The sequence below is a fragment of the Microbacterium sp. GQ128 genome (assembly GCF_059758615.1).
Genome location: NZ_JCAXDY010000006.1, coordinates 160,705 through 181,609 on the forward strand (window position 1 = coordinate 160,705; position 20,905 = coordinate 181,609).

20 protein-coding genes are annotated in these 20,905 nt (G+C 69.8%); 6 read left to right on the forward strand and 14 right to left on the reverse strand.

The genetic code is table 11. The features are described 5' to 3' along the window. The first annotated feature begins 52 nt into the window (after positions 1-52). The 6 genes from AC6CHX_RS18310 (at position 53) to AC6CHX_RS18335 (ending at position 6,038) form a co-directional block, all read left to right on the forward strand. Entirely contained in the window at positions 53-721 is a 669-nt protein-coding gene (locus AC6CHX_RS18310) for a DNA alkylation repair protein (protein WP_498273990.1), read from the forward strand. 261 nt (positions 722-982) lie between these two features. Beyond that, positions 983-1,354: a roadblock/LC7 domain-containing protein gene (locus tag AC6CHX_RS18315; protein WP_498273992.1), complete on the forward strand. Its 372-nt coding sequence runs from the start codon at positions 983-985 to the stop codon at positions 1,352-1,354. Further along, a complete protein-coding gene (locus tag AC6CHX_RS18320; protein WP_136041406.1) occupies positions 1,351-2,001 on the forward strand; it encodes a hypothetical protein in 651 nt (216 codons plus the stop codon). Before AC6CHX_RS18315 ends, AC6CHX_RS18320 begins: the two co-directional genes overlap by 4 nt. Further along, the gene (locus AC6CHX_RS18325) at positions 1,998-2,534 is read left to right on the forward strand and encodes a roadblock/LC7 domain-containing protein (RefSeq protein WP_136041407.1); all 537 of its coding nucleotides are present in this window, start codon (positions 1,998-2,000) and stop codon (positions 2,532-2,534) included. Before AC6CHX_RS18320 ends, AC6CHX_RS18325 begins: the two co-directional genes overlap by 4 nt. Before the next feature lie 28 nt (positions 2,535-2,562). Then, complete coding sequence (deoD, locus tag AC6CHX_RS18330) at positions 2,563-3,273, forward strand: purine-nucleoside phosphorylase (protein WP_498273994.1); 711 nt, start codon at positions 2,563-2,565, stop codon at positions 3,271-3,273. A 215-nt stretch (positions 3,274-3,488) separates the two neighbouring features. Then, the gene (locus AC6CHX_RS18335) at positions 3,489-6,038 is read left to right on the forward strand and encodes a DEAD/DEAH box helicase (protein WP_498273996.1); all 2,550 of its coding nucleotides are present in this window, start codon (positions 3,489-3,491) and stop codon (positions 6,036-6,038) included. Between the two features lie 52 nt (positions 6,039-6,090). Here AC6CHX_RS18335 and AC6CHX_RS18340 read toward each other — a convergent pair whose 3' ends face one another. The 14 genes from AC6CHX_RS18340 to AC6CHX_RS18405 all read right to left on the reverse strand — a co-directional run bounded on the left by AC6CHX_RS18340 (position 6,091) and on the right by AC6CHX_RS18405 (position 20,902). Then, the gene (locus AC6CHX_RS18340) at positions 6,091-7,560 is read right to left on the reverse strand and encodes an amidohydrolase (protein WP_498273998.1); all 1,470 of its coding nucleotides are present in this window, start codon (positions 7,558-7,560) and stop codon (positions 6,091-6,093) included. Positions 7,561-7,598: 38 nt separating this feature from the next. Then, the gene (gene ocd, locus AC6CHX_RS18345; protein ID WP_498274000.1) at positions 7,599-8,627 is read right to left on the reverse strand and encodes an ornithine cyclodeaminase; all 1,029 of its coding nucleotides are present in this window, start codon (positions 8,625-8,627) and stop codon (positions 7,599-7,601) included. Then, positions 8,624-9,277, reverse strand: a complete 654-nt coding sequence (locus AC6CHX_RS18350; RefSeq protein WP_498274001.1) for an FMN-binding negative transcriptional regulator — start codon at positions 9,275-9,277, stop codon at positions 8,624-8,626. The genes ocd and AC6CHX_RS18350 overlap by 4 nt, the downstream gene beginning before the upstream one ends. Before the next feature lie 10 nt (positions 9,278-9,287). Beyond that, the gene (locus AC6CHX_RS18355) at positions 9,288-10,931 is read right to left on the reverse strand and encodes a dipeptide ABC transporter ATP-binding protein (RefSeq protein ID WP_498274002.1); all 1,644 of its coding nucleotides are present in this window, start codon (positions 10,929-10,931) and stop codon (positions 9,288-9,290) included. Positions 10,932-10,934: 3 nt separating this feature from the next. Next, positions 10,935-11,444 (reverse strand): GbsR/MarR family transcriptional regulator, encoded by a 510-nt coding sequence (locus tag AC6CHX_RS18360; RefSeq protein WP_051662391.1) that lies wholly within the window; start codon positions 11,442-11,444, stop codon positions 10,935-10,937. A 40-nt stretch (positions 11,445-11,484) separates the two neighbouring features. Continuing rightward, entirely contained in the window at positions 11,485-12,411 is a 927-nt protein-coding gene (locus AC6CHX_RS18365; protein ID WP_498274004.1) for an ABC transporter permease, read from the reverse strand. Beyond that, entirely contained in the window at positions 12,404-13,336 is a 933-nt protein-coding gene (locus tag AC6CHX_RS18370; RefSeq protein ID WP_498274006.1) for an ABC transporter permease, read from the reverse strand. Before AC6CHX_RS18370 ends, AC6CHX_RS18365 begins: the two co-directional genes overlap by 8 nt. Next, positions 13,321-14,727 carry a M14 family zinc carboxypeptidase gene (locus AC6CHX_RS18375; protein WP_498274008.1) on the reverse strand — a complete coding sequence of 469 codons (1,407 nt, stop codon included), beginning with the start codon at positions 14,725-14,727 and terminating at the stop codon, positions 13,321-13,323. Before AC6CHX_RS18375 ends, AC6CHX_RS18370 begins: the two co-directional genes overlap by 16 nt. Positions 14,728-14,752: 25 nt before the next feature. Next, positions 14,753-16,360, reverse strand: coding sequence for a peptide ABC transporter substrate-binding protein (locus tag AC6CHX_RS18380; RefSeq protein WP_498274010.1), 1,608 nt, complete (start codon positions 16,358-16,360; stop codon positions 14,753-14,755). 339 nt (positions 16,361-16,699) lie between these two features. Further along, positions 16,700-17,089 (reverse strand): VOC family protein, encoded by a 390-nt coding sequence (locus AC6CHX_RS18385; protein WP_498274012.1) that lies wholly within the window; start codon positions 17,087-17,089, stop codon positions 16,700-16,702. Between the two features lie 39 nt (positions 17,090-17,128). Then, positions 17,129-18,169 (reverse strand): acyltransferase family protein, encoded by a 1,041-nt coding sequence (locus tag AC6CHX_RS18390; protein ID WP_498274014.1) that lies wholly within the window; start codon positions 18,167-18,169, stop codon positions 17,129-17,131. Then, positions 18,166-19,116 carry a D-alanine--D-alanine ligase family protein gene (locus AC6CHX_RS18395; RefSeq protein ID WP_498274016.1) on the reverse strand — a complete coding sequence of 317 codons (951 nt, stop codon included), beginning with the start codon at positions 19,114-19,116 and terminating at the stop codon, positions 18,166-18,168. The genes AC6CHX_RS18390 and AC6CHX_RS18395 overlap by 4 nt, the downstream gene beginning before the upstream one ends. After that, complete coding sequence (gene alr, locus AC6CHX_RS18400) at positions 19,113-20,237, reverse strand: alanine racemase (protein ID WP_498274018.1); 1,125 nt, start codon at positions 20,235-20,237, stop codon at positions 19,113-19,115. Before alr ends, AC6CHX_RS18395 begins: the two co-directional genes overlap by 4 nt. Further along, positions 20,234-20,902: a M15 family metallopeptidase gene (locus AC6CHX_RS18405; protein ID WP_498274020.1), complete on the reverse strand. Its 669-nt coding sequence runs from the start codon at positions 20,900-20,902 to the stop codon at positions 20,234-20,236. The genes alr and AC6CHX_RS18405 overlap by 4 nt, the downstream gene beginning before the upstream one ends. Positions 20,903-20,905: the final 3 nt, after the last annotated feature.

Consider the following 20,905-nt stretch of genomic DNA (forward strand, 5'->3'; position numbering starts at 1 on the left):
CCGTTCGCGCCGAGAACCATGAGGAGGGTCGGCGGGTGGATAGCCTGGTGACATGTCCGACATGACCGTCGCGGAGGCGCTGGGCGAGCTCGCCGCGCTCGAAGACCCGAAGATGCGCGCCGCCAACGAGAAGCGCGGCGATGACCACGGCATCAACCTCAGCCGGATGCGCGCGCTCGCGAAGCGGATCAAGACCGACCAGCCGCTCGCGCAGGAGCTGTGGGCGACCGGCGAGACCCCGGCACGACTGCTCGCCCTGCTGATCTGCCGACCGCGCGACTTCACCGCCGACGAGCTCGACGCCATGCTGCGCGAGACCCGTCCACCGAAGGTCAACGACTGGTTCGTGAACTACGTCGCCAAGAAGTCGCCGCTCGCCGAAGAGCTGCGTCTGCGCTGGTTCGACGATGCCGACCCCACAGTGGCCGCAGCCGCCTGGTCGCTCACGACCGTGCGCGTGATGAAGGACCCGGATGGCCTCGACCTCTCGCACCTGCTCGACCTGATCGAACGCGATCTGAAGGATGCGCCGTCCCGACTGCAGTGGGCGATGAACGAGACTCTGGCCAACATCGGCATCTTCCACCCGGAGCACCGCGCGAGGGCGCGGGAGATCGGCGAACGCCTGCAGGTCCTCGCGGACTACCCCACCGCGCCGGGCTGCACCTCGCCGTTCGCGCCGCTGTGGATCGACGAGATCGTGCGACGCCGCGAGGGCTGAGCGCACGTCCGGTCTGCCGTCTGCGCACACGACGCGAAGGAGATCTCACGCTCTGAAGGAGAGCATCCGGGATCCGCTCCTTCATTTCGTGAGATCTCCTTCGGAACGGGTGGGCGCGGCATCCGCCTGGGAGATCAACAGGCGTGTCCCACCACGATTCCGCATATGAGACAGTAACGTTATACACTTTATGAGTTGCGCGGGCTCTGGGGGGACTGCACAGGGTGGTCTCTGCGCGTGCGACACGACCTGGGGAGCATCATGGCTACGCAAGACGAACTGAACGCACTCATCACCGACATCGCGCACGACATCAACGGTTTCATCGGCGCCTCCGTCGTCGATCTCGAATCCGGGATGCCACTGGCCTCGAGCTCGGTCCGACCGGACTTCGACCTCGATGTGGCCAGCGCCTACAACAGCGAGATCGTCAAGAACAAGATGCGTACGATCGAGGCGCTCGGTCTCGATGCGACCTTCGAGGACATGCTGCTCACCCTCGACACGCAGCTGCACCTGCACAAGATGATCACCGATGAGACGTTCATCTACCTCGCCGCGGATCGCCAGGCGACGAACCTCGCACTTCTCCGCTCCGCAGTGAACCGCCATCTTGCGGCTCTGAACGCTTGACCGGCGAGGCCGTGCGCAGCGACGGCCTCGAGGAGATCTCGTGGGTGCGTGCCGCGTCGGTGGAGACGCCGATGCGGCGGGCACGCTGGAGGCACGTGAATCTGCCGAACCGCTACCGGCTCATCTTCGCCGGGCCGGTCGGCGCGGGGAAGACGACGGCCGTCCGCGCACTGAGCGACGTCCCTCCGGTCGACACCGACGTTCCGATCTCGGCCGGATCGGCGGAGTACGGCGACGGCGAGAAGACCACCACCACGGTGGGCCTCGACTACGGCGCGTGGAAACCCACGCCCGAGATCTCCGTCACCCTCATCGGGGTTCCCGGGCAAGACCGTTTCGCTCCCGCCCGACGAAGATCCTCGACCGCAGACACGCGCATCCTTCTCTGGCTGCGGGCCGACCGGTCGCACCTCGCCGCCGACGCCGCCGCGTGGATTCCTCGGTTCGCCGGCGACGGTCAGCGAATGGTCATCGCCGTCAGCCACTGCGCAGAAGAGGCGATGGGCACAGTACGCCAGGAACTCACCGAGGTCCTGGCGCGATACGGGATCCCCGCGAATCGCGTTCATGCCGCCGACGCCCGCGATCGTGACAGCGTGATGCGCGTCGCGTGCGTGGCCCTTGACCTTCCGGAAGAAGAGTCGTGAACACACACATCCGAACAGACGAACCCCCTCTCCCGAACGACGCCGCGCGCCGGGACGACGCGACCCACGGAGGCGACCCCGTGCTCATGCATCCGGAGATCGCGGCCCACTGGGAGCTCTGGTCGAGCGTCGTCAGCCAGGCTGCACTCACCCGACTGCGCCATCTGCAGGAGCGCTTCCCCGAGCTGACGACGGCCGTCCTCTCGACCGCCGACGGCCTGCATATCGCCTCCGTCGGCACGCGAGAGGAGACGGGTGAGCGGCTGGCGGCGATCAACGGTTCGCTGTTCGGCGTCGCCAGGGCCGAGGCCGAGATCATCTCCGGCGGGACGGAACCGAGCCTGTCGGCCGTCGTCTCGGTGTCGATCGGGCAGAGCCAGCTGTCATTGCTCAGCTTCGTCCTCGCACCCTACGGCCAACTGCTCCTGTCGGTATCGGCGGCGGGAGTCCAGGTCGGCACCGTGATCGTGCAGGCACGCTCGGCGGCCTACGAGCTCATCACCGCCCTCGGGCTCGCCGGCGTGCCCGGCTAGCCCTGCGGTCGCTGGCTACGCTGGGGCCATGAGCACGCACATCGCCGCAGAGCCCGGCCAGATCGCCCCCATCGTCCTGTTCCCCGGCGACCCGCTGCGAGCGAAGTGGATCGCCGAGACCTTCCTCGACGACGCCGAGCTGTACTCCGAGACGCGGGGCATGCTGGGTTTCACCGGCACCTGGGAGGGGCACCGCATCTCGGTGCAGGGTTCGGGCATGGGCCAGCCGTCTATGGCGATCTACGCGAACGAGCTGTTCGACTCCTACGACGTGCAGACGATCGTGCGGGTCGGGTCGTGCGGGGCGCTGACCGAGCGCGTCAAGGTGCGCGACATCATCATCGCCAACGGCGCGTCCACGGACTCCGGCATCAACCGCGTGCGCTTCCACGGGCTCGACTACGCGCCGGTCGCGGACTTCGGCCTCCTGCGCGCAGCCGTGGAGGCGAGCGAGGCGGAAGACCTCGAGTCGACCGTGCATGTCGGGCAGCTGTTCTCGAGCGACCAGTTCTACAGCACCCGTCCCGAGCTCACGGAGCCGTTCGTGCAGCACGGCATCCTCGGCGTCGAGATGGAAGCGGCCGGGCTCTACACGCTCGCGGCGTACTACGGTCGGCGCGCCCTCGCGATCTGCACGGTCAGCGACCACATCGTCACGGGCGAGGAGACCACAGCGCAGGAGCGCGAGCAGACCTTCGGCGACATGATCCGCATCGCCCTGCGTGCCGCGACCGCGTAGCGCGGCATCCGTTCCTCCCCCGCCGAGCGCGGCACCGTTCCTCTCCCGCGCGATTCGCCGCGCTTGGCCGTTCGGCCGGTCAGCGAGATCAGGCGAAACCGCCGCATCAGGCAACCCACCGGCATATCCTCCTGATCTCGCGCGATTGCCTGATGCGGCCGGCGCAGGAGGGGTGAGACGCGGTGCGCACGCGCATGGGGGATGATCGAAGGACCATGACTTCCCCACCGCGGCTCGATCCCGCCCTCGTTCCGGACGCCGCGGATCCGGATGCCGTCTACCTCGCCTTCGTCGAGTGGGCGGAGTCGACCGGCATCAGCCTCTACCCCGCGCAGGACGAGGCGGTCATCGAGATCGTCTCCGGCAACAACCTGATCCTCTCCACTCCCACCGGGACCGGGAAGTCGCTCGTCGCGATCGGCGCGCATTTCGCCGCTCTCGTCGCCGGCCGGCGCAGCTACTACACCGCCCCGATCAAGGCGCTCGTGAGCGAGAAGTTCTTCGCGCTGGTCGACGTCTTCGGCGCCGAGAACGTCGGTATGGTCACGGGCGACTCCTCGGTCAACGCCGATGCCCCGATCATCTGCTGCACCGCCGAGATCCTCGCGAACCTCTCGCTGCGCCAGGGCACGGATGCCGACGTCGGCCAGGTCGTGATGGACGAGTTCCACTTCTACGCCGACCCCGACCGCGGGTGGGCCTGGCAGGTGCCGCTGCTCGAGCTTCCGCAGGCGCAGTTCATCCTGATGTCGGCGACCCTCGGCGACGTGACCGAGCTCGCCGCCGACCTGACCCGTCGCACCGGCCGCGAGACGGCGACCGTGACCGGCGTCGAGCGCCCCGTCCCCCTGCACTTCTTCTACGAGACCACGCCGATCCACGAGACCCTCGACGACCTGCTGAACACCGGGCAGGCGCCGATCTACGTCGTGCACTTCTCGCAGGCTGCGGCCATGGAGCGGGCGCAGGCACTTTCCAGCACGAAGGTCGCCACCCGTGAGCAGCGCGACGCGATCGCGGCACTGATCGCCGAGTTCCGCTTCACGACCGCGTTCGGCAAGACCCTCTCGCGTTTCCTCCGCGCCGGGATCGGCGTGCACCACGCCGGCATGCTGCCGAAGTACCGTCGTCTGGTCGAGCAGCTCGCCCAGCGCGGACTGCTGCGCGTCATCTGCGGCACCGACACCCTCGGCGTCGGCATCAACGTGCCGATCCGCACCGTGCTGCTCACCGCGCTGACGAAGTTCGACGGCACCCGGATGCGGCAGCTGAACGCCCGCGAGTTCCATCAGATCGCCGGTCGCGCCGGGCGGGCGGGGTACGACACCGCCGGGACGGTCGTCGCCCAGGCTCCGGAGCACGAGAGCGAGAACGTCGCCGCGGTGAAGAAGGCCGGCGACGACCCGAAGAAGAAGCGCAAGATCGTCCGCAAGAAGGCGCCCGACGGCTTCGTCTCGTGGGGCGAGCCGTCATTCCGCAAGCTCATCGACGCCGTCCCCGAGACGCTGACCTCTCACATGCAGATCACGAGCGCCATGATGCTCAACGTGATCGCGCGAGGCGGTGACGTCTTCGCGAATATGCGATCGCTGGTATACGACAACCACGAGCCGCGGAATCGGCAGCGCGAGCTCGCGCTCCGCGCCATCGGCATCTACCGCACGCTCCGCGAATCGGGCATCGTCGAGAAGACTCCGGAGGGCGACATCCGCCTCACGGTCGACCTGCAGCCGAACTTCGCGCTCAACCAGCCGCTGTCGCCGTTCGCCCTCGCCGCGTTCGAGCTGCTCGACCCCGACGCTTCGACCAGCTCAGCGACCCAGGGGGTTGGCACCGGCTCGTACGCGCTCGACATGATCTCGATCGTGGAGTCGACCCTCGACGATCCTCGTGCCGTGCTCAGCCAGCAGGAGTTCCTCGCCCGCGGCGAAGCGGTCGCCGCGATGAAGTCCGAGGGTATCGAGTACGACGAGCGGATGGAGCTGCTCGAGCAGATCACGTACCCGAAACCGCTCGACGAGCTGCTGACAGCGGCATTCGAGACGTTCAGCGCCGCGCAGCCGTGGATCCGCGACTTCGAGCTGCACCCGAAGTCGGTCGTGCGCGACATGTACGAGCGGGCCATGTCGTTCGGGGAATATGTCGCCTACTACAAGATCGCTCGCTCCGAAGGCGTGGTGCTGCGCTACCTCTCCGACGCCTACCGCGCGGCCTCGCAGACCATCCCGGAGGAGTTCAAGGACGAGGATCTGCGCGACCTCATCGAGTGGCTCGGCGAGCTGGTGCGCCAGGTCGACTCCAGCCTGCTCGACGAGTGGGAAGAGCTGATCGCCGGGGTCGACAACGGCCGCTTCGATCCGCACGCGCCTGACGAGCCGATCGTCCCCCCGGCCCCCAAGCGTCTCACGAGCAACATCCGCGCGTTCCGCATCCTGGTGCGCAACGAGCTGTTCCGCCGCGTGCAGCTCGCGGCGCGAGAAGACGTGGACGCCCTGGCCGAGCTCGACCCCGGTTTCGGCGCCGACGCCTGGTCGGATGCCCTCGACGGCTACTACGACGACCACGACGAGATCCTCACCGGCGGAGATGCCCGCAGTTCGAAGCTGCTCATCCTCACCGAGGGTGCCACGGCCTGGACCGCGCGGCAGATCTTCGACGACCCCGCCGGCGACCACGACTGGGGCATCACCGCGACGATCGACCTGGCTGCCTCCGACGAAGCAGGTCAGGCCGTCGTGACCGTGACGGGCGTGGACCGGCTGTAGCGCCGGGGTGACGAACCCCGGGCGGCGCTGGCGAAGCCTGTTCCCTGCCCGCTCAGAGCTTGTTCGCCGTGAAGCGGCCGCCGAGCAGGGTCGCCGCGACCGGCATCCCGCGCAGCTCATCGACGTCGCAGGCGAAGGGATCGCGCTCGGTCAGCACCAGGTCCGCCCGCTGTCCGACCGAGACGGTGCTGCGCGAGGATGCCGCGAGCGCCACGTCGATCGGAAGCCGCTGCTCGGGATGCCAGGGGTCACGACCACCCCGGCTGCGAGCTGTCGCGGCGCTGAGCGAGATCCACGGGTCCAGCGGCGCGACCGGAGCGTCGGAGCCGAGCCGCAGCTCGGCACCCGAGCGGTGCATGGACCCGTAGGCGAAGGCACGATCGGTGCGGCCCGCCCAGTGATGGTCGGCCACGTCTCGGTCGTCCATCGCATGCTCGGGCTGCACGCTCGCGATCAGGCCGAGCTGCGCGAACCGGGCGAAGTCCTGCTCCCGCACGAGCTGCGCGTGCTCGATCACGCCGGTCATCCGGAGCTCCTCGAACGTGTCGAGCACCTCGGTGTTCGCCCGGTCGCCGATCGCGTGCACGGCCGCGCCGATCCCGCCCGCCCCGGCCGCCTCGAGCAGCCGACGCAGCTCCGGGATCGGCACGCTCTCCAGACCGCAGGCGTGCGGATGGGCGGGGTCCATGCCGGGGTACGGATCCCAACACCACGCCGTGCGGGTGTTCAGCGAGCCGTCGACGATCACCTTGAGCCGACCGAACTCGACCAGACCCCGCTCGTCGACGATGTCTCCCGTGCGCACCCCTCGCGCGATCACGCCGTCGAGGCGATCGGACCAGACGGCGATCTGGAGGCGAAGGGCATCCACTCCCCGCGCGGTGCGCTCCGGCCAGTCGCGCAGGTTGTCGGCGTTCTCGTACTCGACCACACCGACCACTCCACGGGCCGCGGCATCGTCGGTGGCCTCGCGATACGCCGAGAGGGGCAGCTCGCCGGCCTGGTCGAACGAGTGCAGCAGCTGGATCCAAGGCCCCTCGCGCAGCAGACCGGTCTCGTCGAGGCGCAGCCCGAAGGCCGCCTCCGCCGCGCGGTTCATCCATCCGCAGTGCAGGTCGCCGCTCACCAGCACGACCGGGACGTCGGACACGGCCGCGTCGAGCGCGTCGAGCGATGCGGGTTCGGGCCACAGTCCGTCGCGGAACCCGTACCCCATCAGCATCCCGTTACTCATTGGCGCCCCCTCCGCACGGGCACGGCGCACCACCGCGAGCACCTCAGCCGCGCTGCGGGTCTCGGTGAGGTCGACCCGGCGACGGCGGATCACGTGCTGCGTGAAGTGCACGTGCGAATCCCAGAGGCCGGGGCCGATCCAGCGCCCGTCCGCGTCGACGACCTCGCCGATCGGATCGGCCGTGCCGACCGGGGATATCTCGGCGACCAGGCCGTCGCGGATGAGGACATCGATGGGGTCGCCGCCGCCGTACGGACGGACGCCGCGGAGGGTCAGGGGGTCGGTCATGCTGCTCCGATCAGGAAGGAGGGGAGGCGGGGGTGTTCTCAGGCGACCGGGACCGGCGCCGTGGCGAAGCCGAAGAGGTCCTTCGGGTCTTCCGGGGCGGCGACCAGGTCGATCTCCACACCCGGGCCGGCCCCGGTGAGGTCGGTGCGCAGGTGCCGCAGAGCCGAGAAATCCTCGATCGCGAAACCGACCGAGTCGAAGATCGTGACCTGGTCCGCCGCCGTGCGACCGGGCGCGGTGCCGTCGAGCACCCGCCAGAACTCAGTCACGGGGAATTCGGGGGCGACGTTCTGGATCTCCCCCTCCACCCGCGTCTGCGGCGTGTACTCGACGAAGACCGGCCCGCGGTCGAGGATGCGCGGATCCAGCTCGGTCTTGCCGGGGCAATCACCGCCGATGGTGTTGATGTGCATGCCGGGGACGACGTCAGCGTCGGCCAGCACCTGCGCGACCGCCTTGTCGGCGGTGCAGGTCGTGACGACGTCCGCACCCGCAGCCGCCTCCGACGACGAGGCGCACACGGTGATGTCGAAACCGAGCGGGGCGAGGTTGCGCACGAATTTGGCGGACGCCGCTGCATCTACGTCGAAGATCCGCAGCCGCGAGATGCCGAGCACCCCGCGGAACGCCAGCGCCTGGAACTCGGCCTGACTGCCCGCGCCGATCATCGCCATGACGGCCGAGTCCGGGCGGGCGAGGCGCCGCGCGACCATCGCCGAGGTCGCCGCCGTGCGCAGAGCTGTGAGCATCGTCATCTCGGCCACGAACACCGGGTAGCCGTTGTGCACGTCGGCGAGCACGCCGAACGCCGTCACGGTCTGGTACCCGCGGCCCGGGTTGAACGGGTGTCCGTTGACGTACTTGAACGCGTACAGGTCGGGGTCGCTGATCGGCATCAGCTCGATCACCCCGAACGGCGTGTGGTTGGCGACCCGCTCGCTCTTGTCGAAGGACTCCCAGCGGAGGAAGTCGGCCTCGATCGTCTCGGCCATCTCGGTCATGATGGTCTCGGCGCCGCGGCGCGAGATCCACTGCACCATGTCGTGCACTCCCACGAACGCGGTCATACCGTCACCTGCTTTCCGTCCAGCGCCTCGCGGTTGACGGCGGCGATCCGATCGGCCAGCCGCGGATTCTCGTACGGGCCCGGTCGGCGCAGTGCGTCGATCACCCGGGAGATGACCTCGGCCGGCTTGTCCTGGTGCATCTTCTCCTTCGCGTCGATGCGGTCGACGCGCAGACGGAACCCCACCGTGCCGTGCACGATGCGCTCCGCATAGGCCGTGTTCTCCACTGTGCGACGCATCAGGAACGGGTCCGGCAGCGGGCTCTCGAACCAGGCGACGAGGCGGTCGAGCACCGCGAGGTTCTCCTCGTCGGAGAGGATCTCGGGGGTTCCGTGCAGGTGCGCGACGGCGAAGTCCCAGGTCGGTACCGCCGGAGACGCGTCGTACCAGCCCGGTGACACGTAGCCGTGCGGTCCGTAGACGATGACCATCGTCTCGTGCTCTCCCAACCGGTGCAGCCGCTCGTCGGGGCGACCGACGTGGCTGAGCAGCACAAGCCCCTCGGCGTCTTCGTCGAGGAGCACCGGGTAGTGGGAGGCGACGAGCCCCTCACCGGGAACGTGGCTGACGATGGTCGCCCACGGGTTCTCGCGCACGAGCGCGCGGACGGTCTCGACGTCATCGAGGGCGTAGTCGGGGTTATGCCGCATCTGGCTCTCCTCAGTCCGTTCCGAGCAGCGCGAGCCGCTCGGCACGGCGTACCTGCTGCGCATCGGGGTCGGGTACCGGAGCAGCGGCGAGCAATCGGCGCGTGTACGGATCCTGCGGATGCTCCAGCACCTGCGTCCGCGAGCCCACCTCCACCACGCGACCCTCCCGGAGCACCATCACGCTGTCGCACAGCTCGTCGATCACGGCGAGGTCGTGGCTGATGAACACGCAGGCGAACCGCAGCCGCGACTGCAGCTCGCGGAAGACGTCCAGCACCTGCGCCTGGACCGACACGTCGAGCGCGCTGGTCGGCTCGTCTGCGATGAGCAGTGCCGGGTCGAGCGACAGCCCGCGGGCGATCGCGACGCGCTGCTTCTGCCCTCCGGAGAGCTCGTGCGGGTAGCGGTCGGCGCGGTCGGCGAGCCCGACCGACTCCAACAGCTCGTCGACTCGCTCGCTCAACGCGCGCCCGCGGAGCCCCGTGATGCTGTGCAGCGGCTCTTCGATGCTCTGGCGCGCGGTGTAGCGGGGGTTGAGGGAAAGCGCCGGGTTCTGGAACACGACGCCGACGCGTCGACGGGTGCGCCGCCGCTGCGACCGCGACGCCGTGCTCAGGTCGACACCCTCGATCAGGATCCGGCCCTCGCGCACCAGGGCCGCGCCGATCACGGCGCGGCCGATCGTGGACTTGCCGCTCCCCGATTCGCCCACCAGCCCGAGTATCTCGCCCTGCTGCACGCGCAGACTCACGCCATCGACAGCGCGGAAGGTGCCCCGCAGGCGGTTGCCGTAGGTCACTACGAGGTCGTCGATCTCGAGCACGGCGGCCGCGGCATCCGGCGCGGCGGCCGGCCCGCGCGATCCGATCCTCGGCACCGCCTCCAGCAACTGACGGGTATAGCCCTCCGACGGCGCGAGCAGCACGCTGCGCGCCGAGCCTTCCTCTACGAGTGCTCCGTGACGCATGACCACCACGCGGTCGGCGAGCTCGGCCACCACACCCATGTCGTGCGTGATCAGCAGGATCGCCCGACCTTCGCGCCGCCCGAGCCGGGAGAGCACGTCGAGCACCTCGGCCTGCACCGTCACGTCGAGCGCCGTCGTCGGCTCGTCGGCGATGAGGAGCTGCGGGTCGGATGCCAGCGCCATCGCGATGCCGACACGCTGGCACTGCCCGCCGGAGAGCTCGTGCGGGTACTGCTTCATGCGCCGGGCGGGGTCGGGGATGTCGACCAGCTCGAGCAGTTCGATCGCCCGGCGGCGGGCCGCCCGCGTGCTCAGCGAGCGATCGTGGGCCCGGACCGCCTCGACCACCTGGAACCCGATCGTGAAGACCGGATTCAGCGAGGCGACCGGGTCCTGCGAGATCAGCGCGATCTCGGCACCGCGCACGTGGCGCAGCTCCCGCGGTGTGAGCCCGAGCAGCTCGCGCCCGTGCAGCTGCACCGAGCCGGTGGCCCGTGCGCCGTCGGGCAGCAGGCCGATGACCGACAACGCCGTGACCGACTTCCCCGACCCGGATTCGCCGACGATCGCGACGACCTCGCCGGGAGCGACGTCGAGGTCGAGGCCGTGCACGATCTCGACGCGATCGCGGGTGCCGAACGTCACACGCAGGTCGCGCACCCGCAGAACGGATTCAGTGGCATCCATCGATCACGCTTCGTCCTCGCCCGCGTCGCGAGCGCGCTTGTGCTCGTGCCAGTCGGCGAGCATCTTGTGGTGGTAGTCCTGCACCCATTCCAGGTAGTCGCGGCCGTTGCGCAGACGCACGGCGGCGTCGGTCTCGTTCGGGCTCAGCCAGCGCAGGGCCGTGTCGAGGGAGCGGATCTGCCTGTCGAAGTAGCGGCGCTCGTTGGCCAGGAAGCTGCCCCACGGGTCCTCCTCGGCCATGAAGTAGTGGTTCCGGTCGCCGGGCAAGGAGTGGCGACGGATGAAGTTCGTGTCGATCAGCCGCCGGGTCGCCATGGACACGGCTCCCGTGCTGGCGCCGAGTGCCGCGGCGAGGTCGGACGACGAGATGTAGGGGCGATCCATGATCATCAAGTAGCCCAGCACCCGCCCGTCCATGCGGGAGGTGCCGGCCATCTCCCAGATGAGCGAGATCTCCTCGGCGAACTGGCGGCGGTACTCCTCGCGCTGTGCGGCGGCGTTGTCCTCGGTCATGGTCTCTCCCCTTTCGGCGGCGTTCCGATCAGCATGCCATTCACCGTCGCTCCCTCGGATCGAAGACGCTGCGCAGCTCCTCGCCGATCGCGACGATCGCGAGCACGGTCAGGGCGAGCATCACGCTCGGCAGCACCAGCACGTGCGGCGCCGCCTGGAACACCCGGGATCCGGCGGCGATCTGCAGTCCCCACGAGATCGCCGGCGCGGAGAGTCCGACGCCGAGATAGGTGAGGGTGCTCTCGGCGACGATGACCGCACCGATCGTGAGGGTCGCCAGCAGCAGCACCGGCTGCACGGCGTTCGGCAGCACGTAGCGCGAGACGATCCGTCCGGTGCTCAGCCCCATCGTGCGCGCGGCCAGCACGTGGTCGGCCTTGGCCACCGATCGCACCGAACCGCGCATCAGCCGCGCCATCATCGGCCAGCCGAAGATCCCCAGCACGAGGCCGACGGTCAGGACGTTGCGCGCGCCGAGCATGTTGAGCACGACGATCGCAGCGAGCAGGAACGGGAAACCGAGGAACACCTCGGTCACGCGGGAGACGACCCAATCGGCGGCCGAGCCGCCCATACCGGCCAGCGTGCCGAGCACCAGGGCGACAGCCAGGGCGATCGCAGTCGCCAGGAAGCCGACCGCGAGCGAGCTCTGCGCGCCGTAGACGGCATTGGCCCAGATGTCGCAGCCCTGCAGGTCGAAGCCGAACGGATGCCCCTCCCGCCCGGTCTTCGCGCTGTCGGCGAGGTCGCACGCGCGGGGGTCGCCGTTGCCGAACAGGGCCGCGAAGGGCGCAGGAGCCACGGCGAAAGCCGCCATGACCAGGAGCACGACCGCGGCCATCCAGAACAGCGGCCGTCGCACCAGCATCCGCCAGGCGCCTTCGCGTCGGGTGGCGACCGGAAGGCTCGTGGTCTTCGGCACCGTGACCTTCGCGGTTCCCGGAGTGGGGTTCAGGGGGTCAGCCACGACGGATCCTCGGGTCGAGCAGCGCGTGGAGGGCGTCCACGATCAGCGAGGTGAGCAGGAAGATGATGATCAGCGCGGTGGAGATCCCGACGACCAGCGTCGCCTCGTGATCGCGGATCGCGAGGAACAGCAGGTTGCCGACGCCGGGGAGGTTGAAGATGCCCTCGATCACCACGGCACCGCCGAGCAGGAAGCCGAGGTCCGTCGCGAGGAAGGTGGCGGTGGGGATGAGGGAGTTGCGCATCACGTGCAGCCCGATCACCCGCGATTCGCCGAGGCCCTTCGCCCGCGCCGTCCGCACGTAGTCGGCGTCGAGGTTCTCGATCATCGATCCGCGCACGAGGCGCGAGACGGACGCCAGCCCGAACAGCGCGATCACGAGCGACGGCAGCAGGTACGCGATCGGCCAGCCTTCGCGGATGCCTGCGACCGGCAGCCAGTCCAGGCGCACGCCGAACACGATCTGCGCGGTGATGCCGAGCACGAACACGGGAATGCAGCTGAGGCCGATCGAGATCACCAGCAGCCCCCGATCGATCACGGTGCCGCGCTTCAGCGCCGAGACGATGCCGACGGCGAGCCCGAGCACGATCTGGATCGTCCAGGCTGTGAGCGCGAGCGTGATCGTCACGCCCCACCGTGAGGCCAGCTGATCGGCAACCGGACGGCCGCGCAGGTCCATGCCGAGGTCACCGGAGAGCAGGTTGCCGATGTAGTTCGTGTACTGCGCCCACAGCGGCTGGTCGAGCAGGTAGCGGGCGTTGAGCGCATCGATCACGGACTGCGGCAGCTGGCGGTCGCCCGCGAGCGCGCGGATCGGGTCGCCGGGCATGCTGAAGACGGTGAAGTAGATGATGAACGTCACTCCGAAGAAGACGATCGCGAACCCCACCAGCCGCTGCAGCAGCTTCAGTCCGAGACCCACCGGCCGGCCCCTTCGAGCTGCCCGTGCGCCGCCAGGATCGCCCCGTACTGCACGCCGACCACGGCGCTCAGCGGCAAGGGGATCGATGTCCCGGCCTGCAGCGCCTCAGCCAGCCAGCCGTCGAACAGCTCCTGCGCCTCGACCGCGACCCGGCGGACTTCGGGTGCTGCCGTGCCTGCGTCGACCTCGGCACGCAGAGCACGGGCGAGCATCCCACCCCAGCGCAGTCGGTGCAGGCGTACGACACCGGACAGCGCCTCGAGCTCGGAGACCGTGGCCGGACGGTCGGCCTCCTGATCCGCCCGCGCGAGGTGCTCGCTGCCGGCTGCGCTCGCGGCCGGCGCGAAGACGCGGGCCGCCCGCAGCAGCGGGGTGTCGAGTCGCAGGTGCGGCTCCACCCGCGCGATGAGAGTCGTGAGGGCGGTGCCCGCGGCCTGCAGGCGCTCGCCCGACTCCCGCAGCGCATCGGGGTAGCGGGTCGCGGTCTCGCTCGTGTCATCGGCGAAGGGATCGCTGAACTGCGGGAGTTCCGCGATCAGCGACAGCGTGCCGTACTTCTGCGCATACGAGGTCGACGCGTCACCAGCCGAGCCGGGCGGGTAGGGATCGAGGCCATACGCTTCGGTCCAGTCATAGGCGTCCTGCAGCGTGCCCATCTCGTAGATCGCCGGGGCGAGCACGGTGAAGTGGGCACCCTCCGCCTCACCCGTGTGCAGCGGAACGCCGAGTGCGGCGGGCAGCGCGTGCAGCAGCGGATAGAGCGCGGGGACCGGACGCGAGAGGTAGAAGTAGGCACCGCCGCCCTCGCTGTTGTGCAGCGGGACGTAGAGGTGCGGCCGGGCGATGTCGATCGCGCGTGCGAGCGCCTGTGTCTCGGGCATCATCGCGTCGAAGTAGGCCTTCTTGTACGAGAAGGGGAACGTCCACTCCACCTGTTCGTCGGGGGCCGGGCGGAAGAACTCCCGCGCGTACCGCTCGCGGTCGGCGGGCTCGGCGAACCACCCCTCGTTGAGCCGCATCCCGTCCGGATCGGCGCACGGCACGATGTGCCAGGTGGTGTCGAGCTGCTCGCGGAAGGCGACATCCGTCACGAGCTGCTCGACGAGGTGCAGGATCGTGAGCGAGCCGATCGGCTCGTTCGGGTGCACTCCGCCCACGACCAGTGCCGATCGCGCGCCCTCGCCGATCGAGTAGAACGGGATCGGCTCCCCGAGCCGACTGGTGCCGATCCGCTGCGCCCGGATCAGGTCTGGATGCTGCGAACGCAGTGCCTCCAGCTGTCGGTTCAGCTGGTCGACGGTCGGGAAGGCGGTGTGGTCCGGCGCGCCGCCGGCACGACGGAGGATGTCCTCCGTCGTGCCGGCGGTCGGTGCCGCGGAGATTTCGTGCACGAGGTGTGGTTCTCTCTGGATCGGATCAGGATGCCGCGGACGAGACGACCTTGTTCAGATCGACGCTCCCCGACACCGTGGAGAGCTCGGAGATGCGGTCCGAGGTGACGTACAGGTAGCGGTTGCCGAACAGCGGGACCGTCGGGAAGTCCTCGAGGATGCGCTCCTGCACCTTGACGTATCCCTCGCTGGACTCCTCGAACGTGTCGGCCGCGTTCGCCTCCTGCAGCAGCGCGTCGACCTCGGGGTTCGAGTAGCCGCCGGCGCCGAAGTTGCCCTCGCCGCTCGCGGTGTAGACCGCGGTCAGCGTGTTCTGCTGGCTCGGGTACAGCGCACCCCAGCGTGCCCGGTAGGGGCCGTTGACCTCATGCGCCTCGACGCTCGCGACGAAGGCCGCGAAGTCGGCCGACGGTGTCGCGACGACGCTCTCGATGCCGAGGTTCTGGCGCAGCTGGTTGGCGATCGCTCCGAACAGGTCCTCCTGGCCCCAGTTCGCGATGTAGTGCACCTCCAGCTCGCCCTCGAAGCCGCCGGCCTCCGCGAGCAGCGCCTGCGCGGCATCCGGGTCGAACTCGCAGTACTCGCCGCACACGCCCTCGGGGTCGCCGGGCATGCTCGGCGCGGTGAGGGAGGTGGCCGGCACCTGCGAGCCGCCGAAGATGGCGTCGTTGATGGCGGAGCGATCGATCGCCATCGAGATGGCCTGTCGGACGCGCGGGTCCGCGAAGCGGGGGTCGCTCAGGTCGAAGCCGAGGAAGTCGACGCCGGGCGCATCCAGCTCGTAGACGTGCTCGCCGAAGTCGGTGCGTGCCTGATCCACCTGCGATCCGGCGATCGCGACGATGTCGATCTCCCCGGCCAGCGCGTCAGTGTAGGCGGTCGCGGTGTCGAGGTAGGGCACGAAGGTGACGGAGCCGATGGTGGGCTCGGTGCCGGCGTAGTCCTCGTAGGCCACCGCGTCGATCGGATCGGTCTCGGACCAGCCGTCGACCAGCGCGAACGGTCCGTTGCCGATCGGCGCTTCCTCCCACGCCGCGATGTCGTCGAGAGCAGCGGAGGGTAGCGGGTAAAGGCCGGTCTGCCCCGCGGTGAGCTGCAGGGGGAACTGCCGGTCGGGGGCGTCGAGCTCGACCGTGAAGGTGAGGTCGTCGACTACCTTCAGGCCGGAGAGCTCGGTCGCAGTCGGCTCGGCGCCCTCGCCGGGGTTGAGGTCGGCGTACCCGGCCACACCTGCGAGCTGCGCGCCGTTGACCCAGGCATTCGGGCCGTAGGCGGCGTGGTTCCAGGTGTCGACGTAGTCCTGCGCGGTGACGGGCGTGCCGTCGTGGAAGGTCCAGCCTTCGCGGAGCTTGACCGTCCAGAGCGTCGCGTCGTCCGACTCGACCGACTCGGCGGCGACGTAGGTGATCTCGCCCTCGTCGTCGATCGCGGTGAGCGGCGAGAACATCGCGATCACGATGTTGTACGAGCTGAACTGGTTGGCCGGGACGAGGCTGTCGGGCTTCTCCACGGCGAAGCGGATCGGCTCGGCGTCGGCCGGATCGTCCGCATCCGTCGGCGACGCGGAACAACCCGCGAGGGACAGTGCGAGGACCGCCGAGGCGGCGATCATCAGTCTTGCAGTGCTGCGCATAACTCCTCCTTGAGCCACACCTGACGGGACCGCGACGGGTGTGGGCTGGGTCGTTCCTGCGCGGGTGTCGCAGGGGCTTGTCCAGCACGCTAGATCGCGGACGTTCAACAATCAATGAAACTTCAGTAGAAATTGAAAGTTGTAATAGGAGTGAAACAGCAGGGAATCATGCGCGCAACAACGGTCCCGTTCCGTTACCGAAACGTGACGGCCGCCTGTCGCCGGGACCGGGGCCGCGGGCGGAGATCTCCCTCACGTGCGGATGCTTCGCGCGCGAATCACCTCCCGACGCGGAGTTCTCCGCCCGGAGGTGACACCTCTCAGCGCACGCCGCCTGCGTCAGGCCTGCATGACCGCGAGCACGTTGCCGGCCGGGTCGCGGAACCACGCGATGTCCGGCCCCTGCCCGTTGCCGCGGACGATGCCGCGGGAGTCGGAGGGGAACTCCTCGTCGCTGTAGATCTTCGTCTGCACGCCCCGCGCGATGAGCTCGTCCACCGCGGCGTCGACATCCGCCACCGGGAAGTTCAGGATCGTGAAGCTCGCCGGCGTGTGGTTCGGCTTCGAGTACACGAGGATCGACCCGCCGCTGGGCAGCCGCAGGTCGAGGAACCCCATCGTGTTGACCTCGACATCGAGGCCGAGGGTCGTGCCGTAGAACTCTTTCGCCGCGTCGATGTCGTCGACGCTGAATCCGCTGAATGCGTTGTCCGCTGTGAAGGCCGCCATGACTCCATGGTCCGCCGTCGCCCGGCGGTTGTCGAGGGGTCATCGACGGACGCGGGCCGTGAGCCGGTCGGTCGCCCGCAGCGGATCGAACAGCACTCCGAGGCCGCAGCGCACGAGCAGCACATGCACTCCCAGACAGATCGCGATCACCACCGCGGTCAGCACGACCGGGACGACGGCCTCGAGCACCGGCGTCGTCCGCCATCCGGCAGCGTGCAGCCCCGCATCGATCAGCGCGAGGGGCATCATGTGCAGCACATAGATCGGGAGGGTCCGCCGCCCGATCCAGCGCAACGGTCGCGCGACGGCCCCGACGTGCCGGTCGAGGAGCACACTGAGCGCCACCCCGAACGCCACCGCGACCAGGCAGAGCAGCGGCCATGTGCCGGGCACGAGGCGGATGCCGAGCACCGAGACCACCGCGAGCGCTCCCGCGTACCCGGCGGCGAGCGCGAGCAGCACCCCGACTCCGCTCCTCATCGCGAAGCGTTCGACGACGGCCCGCAGTCGCAGCCCGACGAGGAAGAAGAACAGGTTCTGCACCAGCTGCCACAGGTTGCCGAGATCGGGGAGCACGCCTGCACCGGCGACCGCCGCGATGACGAACGCGACCGGCAGCACCACGGCGGTCGGGAGCACGCGCGTCGCCCGCCCGACCGCCAGGTACACGGCGAGCGCGAGCAGGTACCAGAGGTTCGTCGGACTGATGGTGAGCTGCGCGAGCAGCTCCCACCCGCTGGTCGCCCGAGCCGTGTCGAACTCCGGCGCCAGCGCGAGCACGACCGTCTGGATGAGCACCCACACGAGGTAGAGCAACGCGAGCCGCCCGGCCCGTCGTCGCCAGGAGCCGCCGCTCGCCGCGGAGACCGCCCGTGCGGCGAACATCCCGGAGACCAGGAAGAACAGCGGGATGCGCAACGGCAGCAACTGCGCGTTGAGCATCACCCAGGCATCCGTCACCGGACCCGCACCGGGAATGCCGACCGCGACCTTCGTGACCACGTGCCAGAGCACGACGAGCAGGATGCAGATGCCCTTCGCGATATCCGGCCATCCGACCCGTGGCGCCGACGTGGTCACGAGGCCGCGCGCACGAGGCGCGAGACCAGGTCGACGTACGTCACGCCCGCCGCGTCGAACATGCGCGGCACCTGCGAGGCGGCGGTGAGGCCGGGCATGGTGTTGACCTCGTTCAGCACCGGACCGCGGTCGGTGAGGAAGAAGTCCATGCGCGCGACGCCGTCGCACCCGAGAGCATCGAACACGGCGATCGCGGCCCGTTTGAGCGCGCCCGCCTCGGCGGCCCCCAGCTGCGCCGGCACCGTGAACCGCGCGCTGCCGTCGTACTTCGTGGCCGTGTCGAAGAGCCCGGTCGCGTGGATCTCCAGCGGCGGCGCCGCCCACCGGATGCCGCCCTTCTCGCGCAGCACCGCCACGTCGATCTCCCGCCCCCGCACGACCTCCTCGACGAGGATGCGACGATCGAAGCGCGCCGCCTCCCGCAGCGCCGCGAGCAGCTGACCCTCCTCCGTCACGAGACCCACTCCGTGACTCGACCCCGCCGACACGGGCTTGACCACGACCGCCCCCTCGAACTCCACATCGCCGATGTCGTCGGCCGCGACCAGTCGACCGCGGGCGGTGCCGAGGCCCACGGCATCCGCCACGAGCTTGGTCGTCCACTTGTCCATGCCGATGGCTCCCGCCCGCAGCCCCGACCCGACCACACGCACTCCGGCGAGCGCACACAGGGCCGCGAGGGCACCGTCTTCGCCGAGAGCACCGTGCACCGCGGGGAAGACCACGTCGGTGCGGGTGAGCAGCGGCAGCGCGAGCGCGAGCGACTCGGCCGCCGATCCCCCGTTCGGGCGCCCGTCGACGCGCCAGATCCCGTCGCGGTCGATCGTCACGGTCGTCACGTCGTGATCGCCCATCCGCAGCGCGGCGGCCACCGCCGCCGCGGATGCCAGGGAGACCTCGTGCTCGGGGTTCTGTCCGCCCCCGATGACCAGCACCTTCGTCGTCATGCCACACTCCTCTGCACGCGTGCGCCGATGCCGGTGACGATGGTGTGCGGGATGGTGCCCGCCCACCGCGCCCACTCCTGCACCGACGGCACCGCCCCACCCTCCGGCCCGAACACGGTCGCGACGGCACCGCGCGGGAACAGCGCGGAACCGGTGTCGACGACGATCTGGTCCATGGAGATCCTCCCCACGATCGGATGCCGCACCCCGCCGATCTCCACCACGGCACCAGGGGCGAGCTCGCGCGGAATGCCGTCGGCGTACCCGACCCCGACCACGCTCAGGTGCGTCTCCCGATCGGTCGTGTGCGCACCGCCGTAGCCGACCGCCGTTCCCGCCGGCACGAGGGCGCTGTGCACCACGGGTGCTGTCCACCGCGACGCCCCGGCGAGCACGGTCGTCTCGGAGGGGTCGATCCCCACGAGACCCGCGCCGACCCGCACCAGATCGAAGTGCGTCGCCGGATCCGTCAGCGCCCCCGACGTCGCGGCGAGATGCACGAGCACCGGGCCGAAGCCCGCCCGCAGCACGGCATCCCGCCCGTGCCGCATGCGCCGCACCGCCGCCGCGTTCGCCGCGGGATCGGCCTCGTCCGCCCGCGGCAGATGGCCCATCACTCCGACGACGTCCACCCGCCCCCGACCGGTGCGCGCCAGCCGGAGCAGCTCCGGCCACTCCTCCAGCGGAGCACCCCCACGGGCCATCCCCGTGTCGAGCTGCAGGTGCACGCGCACCGGGTCCGTGGCATCCGCGATCAGCTGACGCAGCTCTTCGATCGAGCCGACCGCGATGTCCACGCGGTGCGCGGCTGCGGCGGCGGCATCCACACCGGAGGGGTTCAACCAGGAGAGGATCGGCACCGTGAGGCCGGCCTCGCGGAGCACGACGGCTTCGGCCACATCCGTGACGCCGAGCCACTCGGCGCCGGCATCGACCGCGGCCCGCGCGACGGTGACGGCACCGTGCCCGTAGCCGTCGGCCTTGACCACGGCCATGATGCCCGCGGACGTCGTGGCCCGCACCCGCCGCAGATTCCCGGCGACGGCATCCGGGATCGTCTGGAGGGTCGGTGCGTGCAGGCGCGAGAGCGTCACGCGCTCGGGGGCGAGAAGAGTGGTCATCGCTTCGTCCTCGGGTCGGCGGTCGGGTCGGCGAGCATCTCGGGGCAGCCCTCGTCGACGGCATCCGGACGCAGTTCGTAGTGCCAGGTCTCGTTGGCGTAGATCTGGCAGAGCCCGTAGCGCCACCCGCGCTGCGCGAGCCAGTCGAGCGCGGGCAGCGGGCCCAGGTCGACGGCGTCGCCCGTCACGTGCTCCGAGGTCTCGGGCGTGGCCACCCAGCGCCGGGCCTCGGCCTCCGATCCGTACTGCACGATCGCGTCCTGCAGCATCCGCTCCTGCAGGGCGGGCGTGCGCCATCCGCTGTTCACGCGGAACGTGATGCCGTCGTCCTCGGCATCGGATGCCGCCCGCTGCAGCGCCTCGAGGAGGGCGGGATCGAGGTTGCCGACCGCCACCCTGTCCACGTCGAACACGGTCGGCTGATCGCCGTCGCGGATCGCCCCGTCGGCCTCGCTCGGGGCGATGACCGAGCCGGTGACACCTCCGTTCGGCACGGGCGTGAGGCCCGGCAGCGGACCGGTGCGTGCGGCGTCGGCGAACGCGACGGACAGCGACTGCTGCACCGCGAACACGACGATCACGGCGAGGGCGAGGGCGACGGCCACGACGACGAACCGACGGCGGCGCCGCGCTCTCGGGAGGCGGGGGATGGTGCGGGTGTTCATGCT

Excerpts from the sequence above, each read along its gene's own strand:
- AC6CHX_RS18315 (WP_498273992.1), top strand. The coding sequence starts at position 983 with ATGGCTACGCAAGACGAACTGAACGCACTCATCACCGACATCGCGCAC.
- AC6CHX_RS18385 (WP_498274012.1), bottom strand. The coding sequence starts at position 17,089 with ATGGCGGCCTTCACAGCGGACAACGCATTCAGCGGATTCAGCGTCGAC.
- alr (WP_498274018.1), bottom strand. The coding sequence starts at position 20,237 with ATGACCACTCTTCTCGCCCCCGAGCGCGTGACGCTCTCGCGCCTGCAC.
- AC6CHX_RS18340 (WP_498273998.1), bottom strand. The coding sequence starts at position 7,560 with ATGACCGACCCCCTGACCCTCCGCGGCGTCCGTCCGTACGGCGGCGGC.
- AC6CHX_RS18355 (WP_498274002.1), bottom strand. The coding sequence starts at position 10,931 with ATGGATGCCACTGAATCCGTTCTGCGGGTGCGCGACCTGCGTGTGACG.
- AC6CHX_RS18350 (WP_498274001.1), bottom strand. The coding sequence starts at position 9,277 with ATGCGGCATAACCCCGACTACGCCCTCGATGACGTCGAGACCGTCCGC.
- AC6CHX_RS18395 (WP_498274016.1), bottom strand. The coding sequence starts at position 19,116 with ATGACGACGAAGGTGCTGGTCATCGGGGGCGGACAGAACCCCGAGCAC.
- AC6CHX_RS18380 (WP_498274010.1), bottom strand. The coding sequence starts at position 16,360 with ATGCGCAGCACTGCAAGACTGATGATCGCCGCCTCGGCGGTCCTCGCA.
- AC6CHX_RS18360 (WP_051662391.1), bottom strand. The coding sequence starts at position 11,444 with ATGACCGAGGACAACGCCGCCGCACAGCGCGAGGAGTACCGCCGCCAG.
- ocd (WP_498274000.1), bottom strand. The coding sequence starts at position 8,627 with ATGACCGCGTTCGTGGGAGTGCACGACATGGTGCAGTGGATCTCGCGC.
- deoD (WP_498273994.1), top strand. The coding sequence starts at position 2,563 with ATGAGCACGCACATCGCCGCAGAGCCCGGCCAGATCGCCCCCATCGTC.
- AC6CHX_RS18335 (WP_498273996.1), top strand. The coding sequence starts at position 3,489 with ATGACTTCCCCACCGCGGCTCGATCCCGCCCTCGTTCCGGACGCCGCG.
- AC6CHX_RS18405 (WP_498274020.1), bottom strand. The coding sequence starts at position 20,902 with ATGAACACCCGCACCATCCCCCGCCTCCCGAGAGCGCGGCGCCGCCGT.
- AC6CHX_RS18310 (WP_498273990.1), top strand. The coding sequence starts at position 53 with ATGTCCGACATGACCGTCGCGGAGGCGCTGGGCGAGCTCGCCGCGCTC.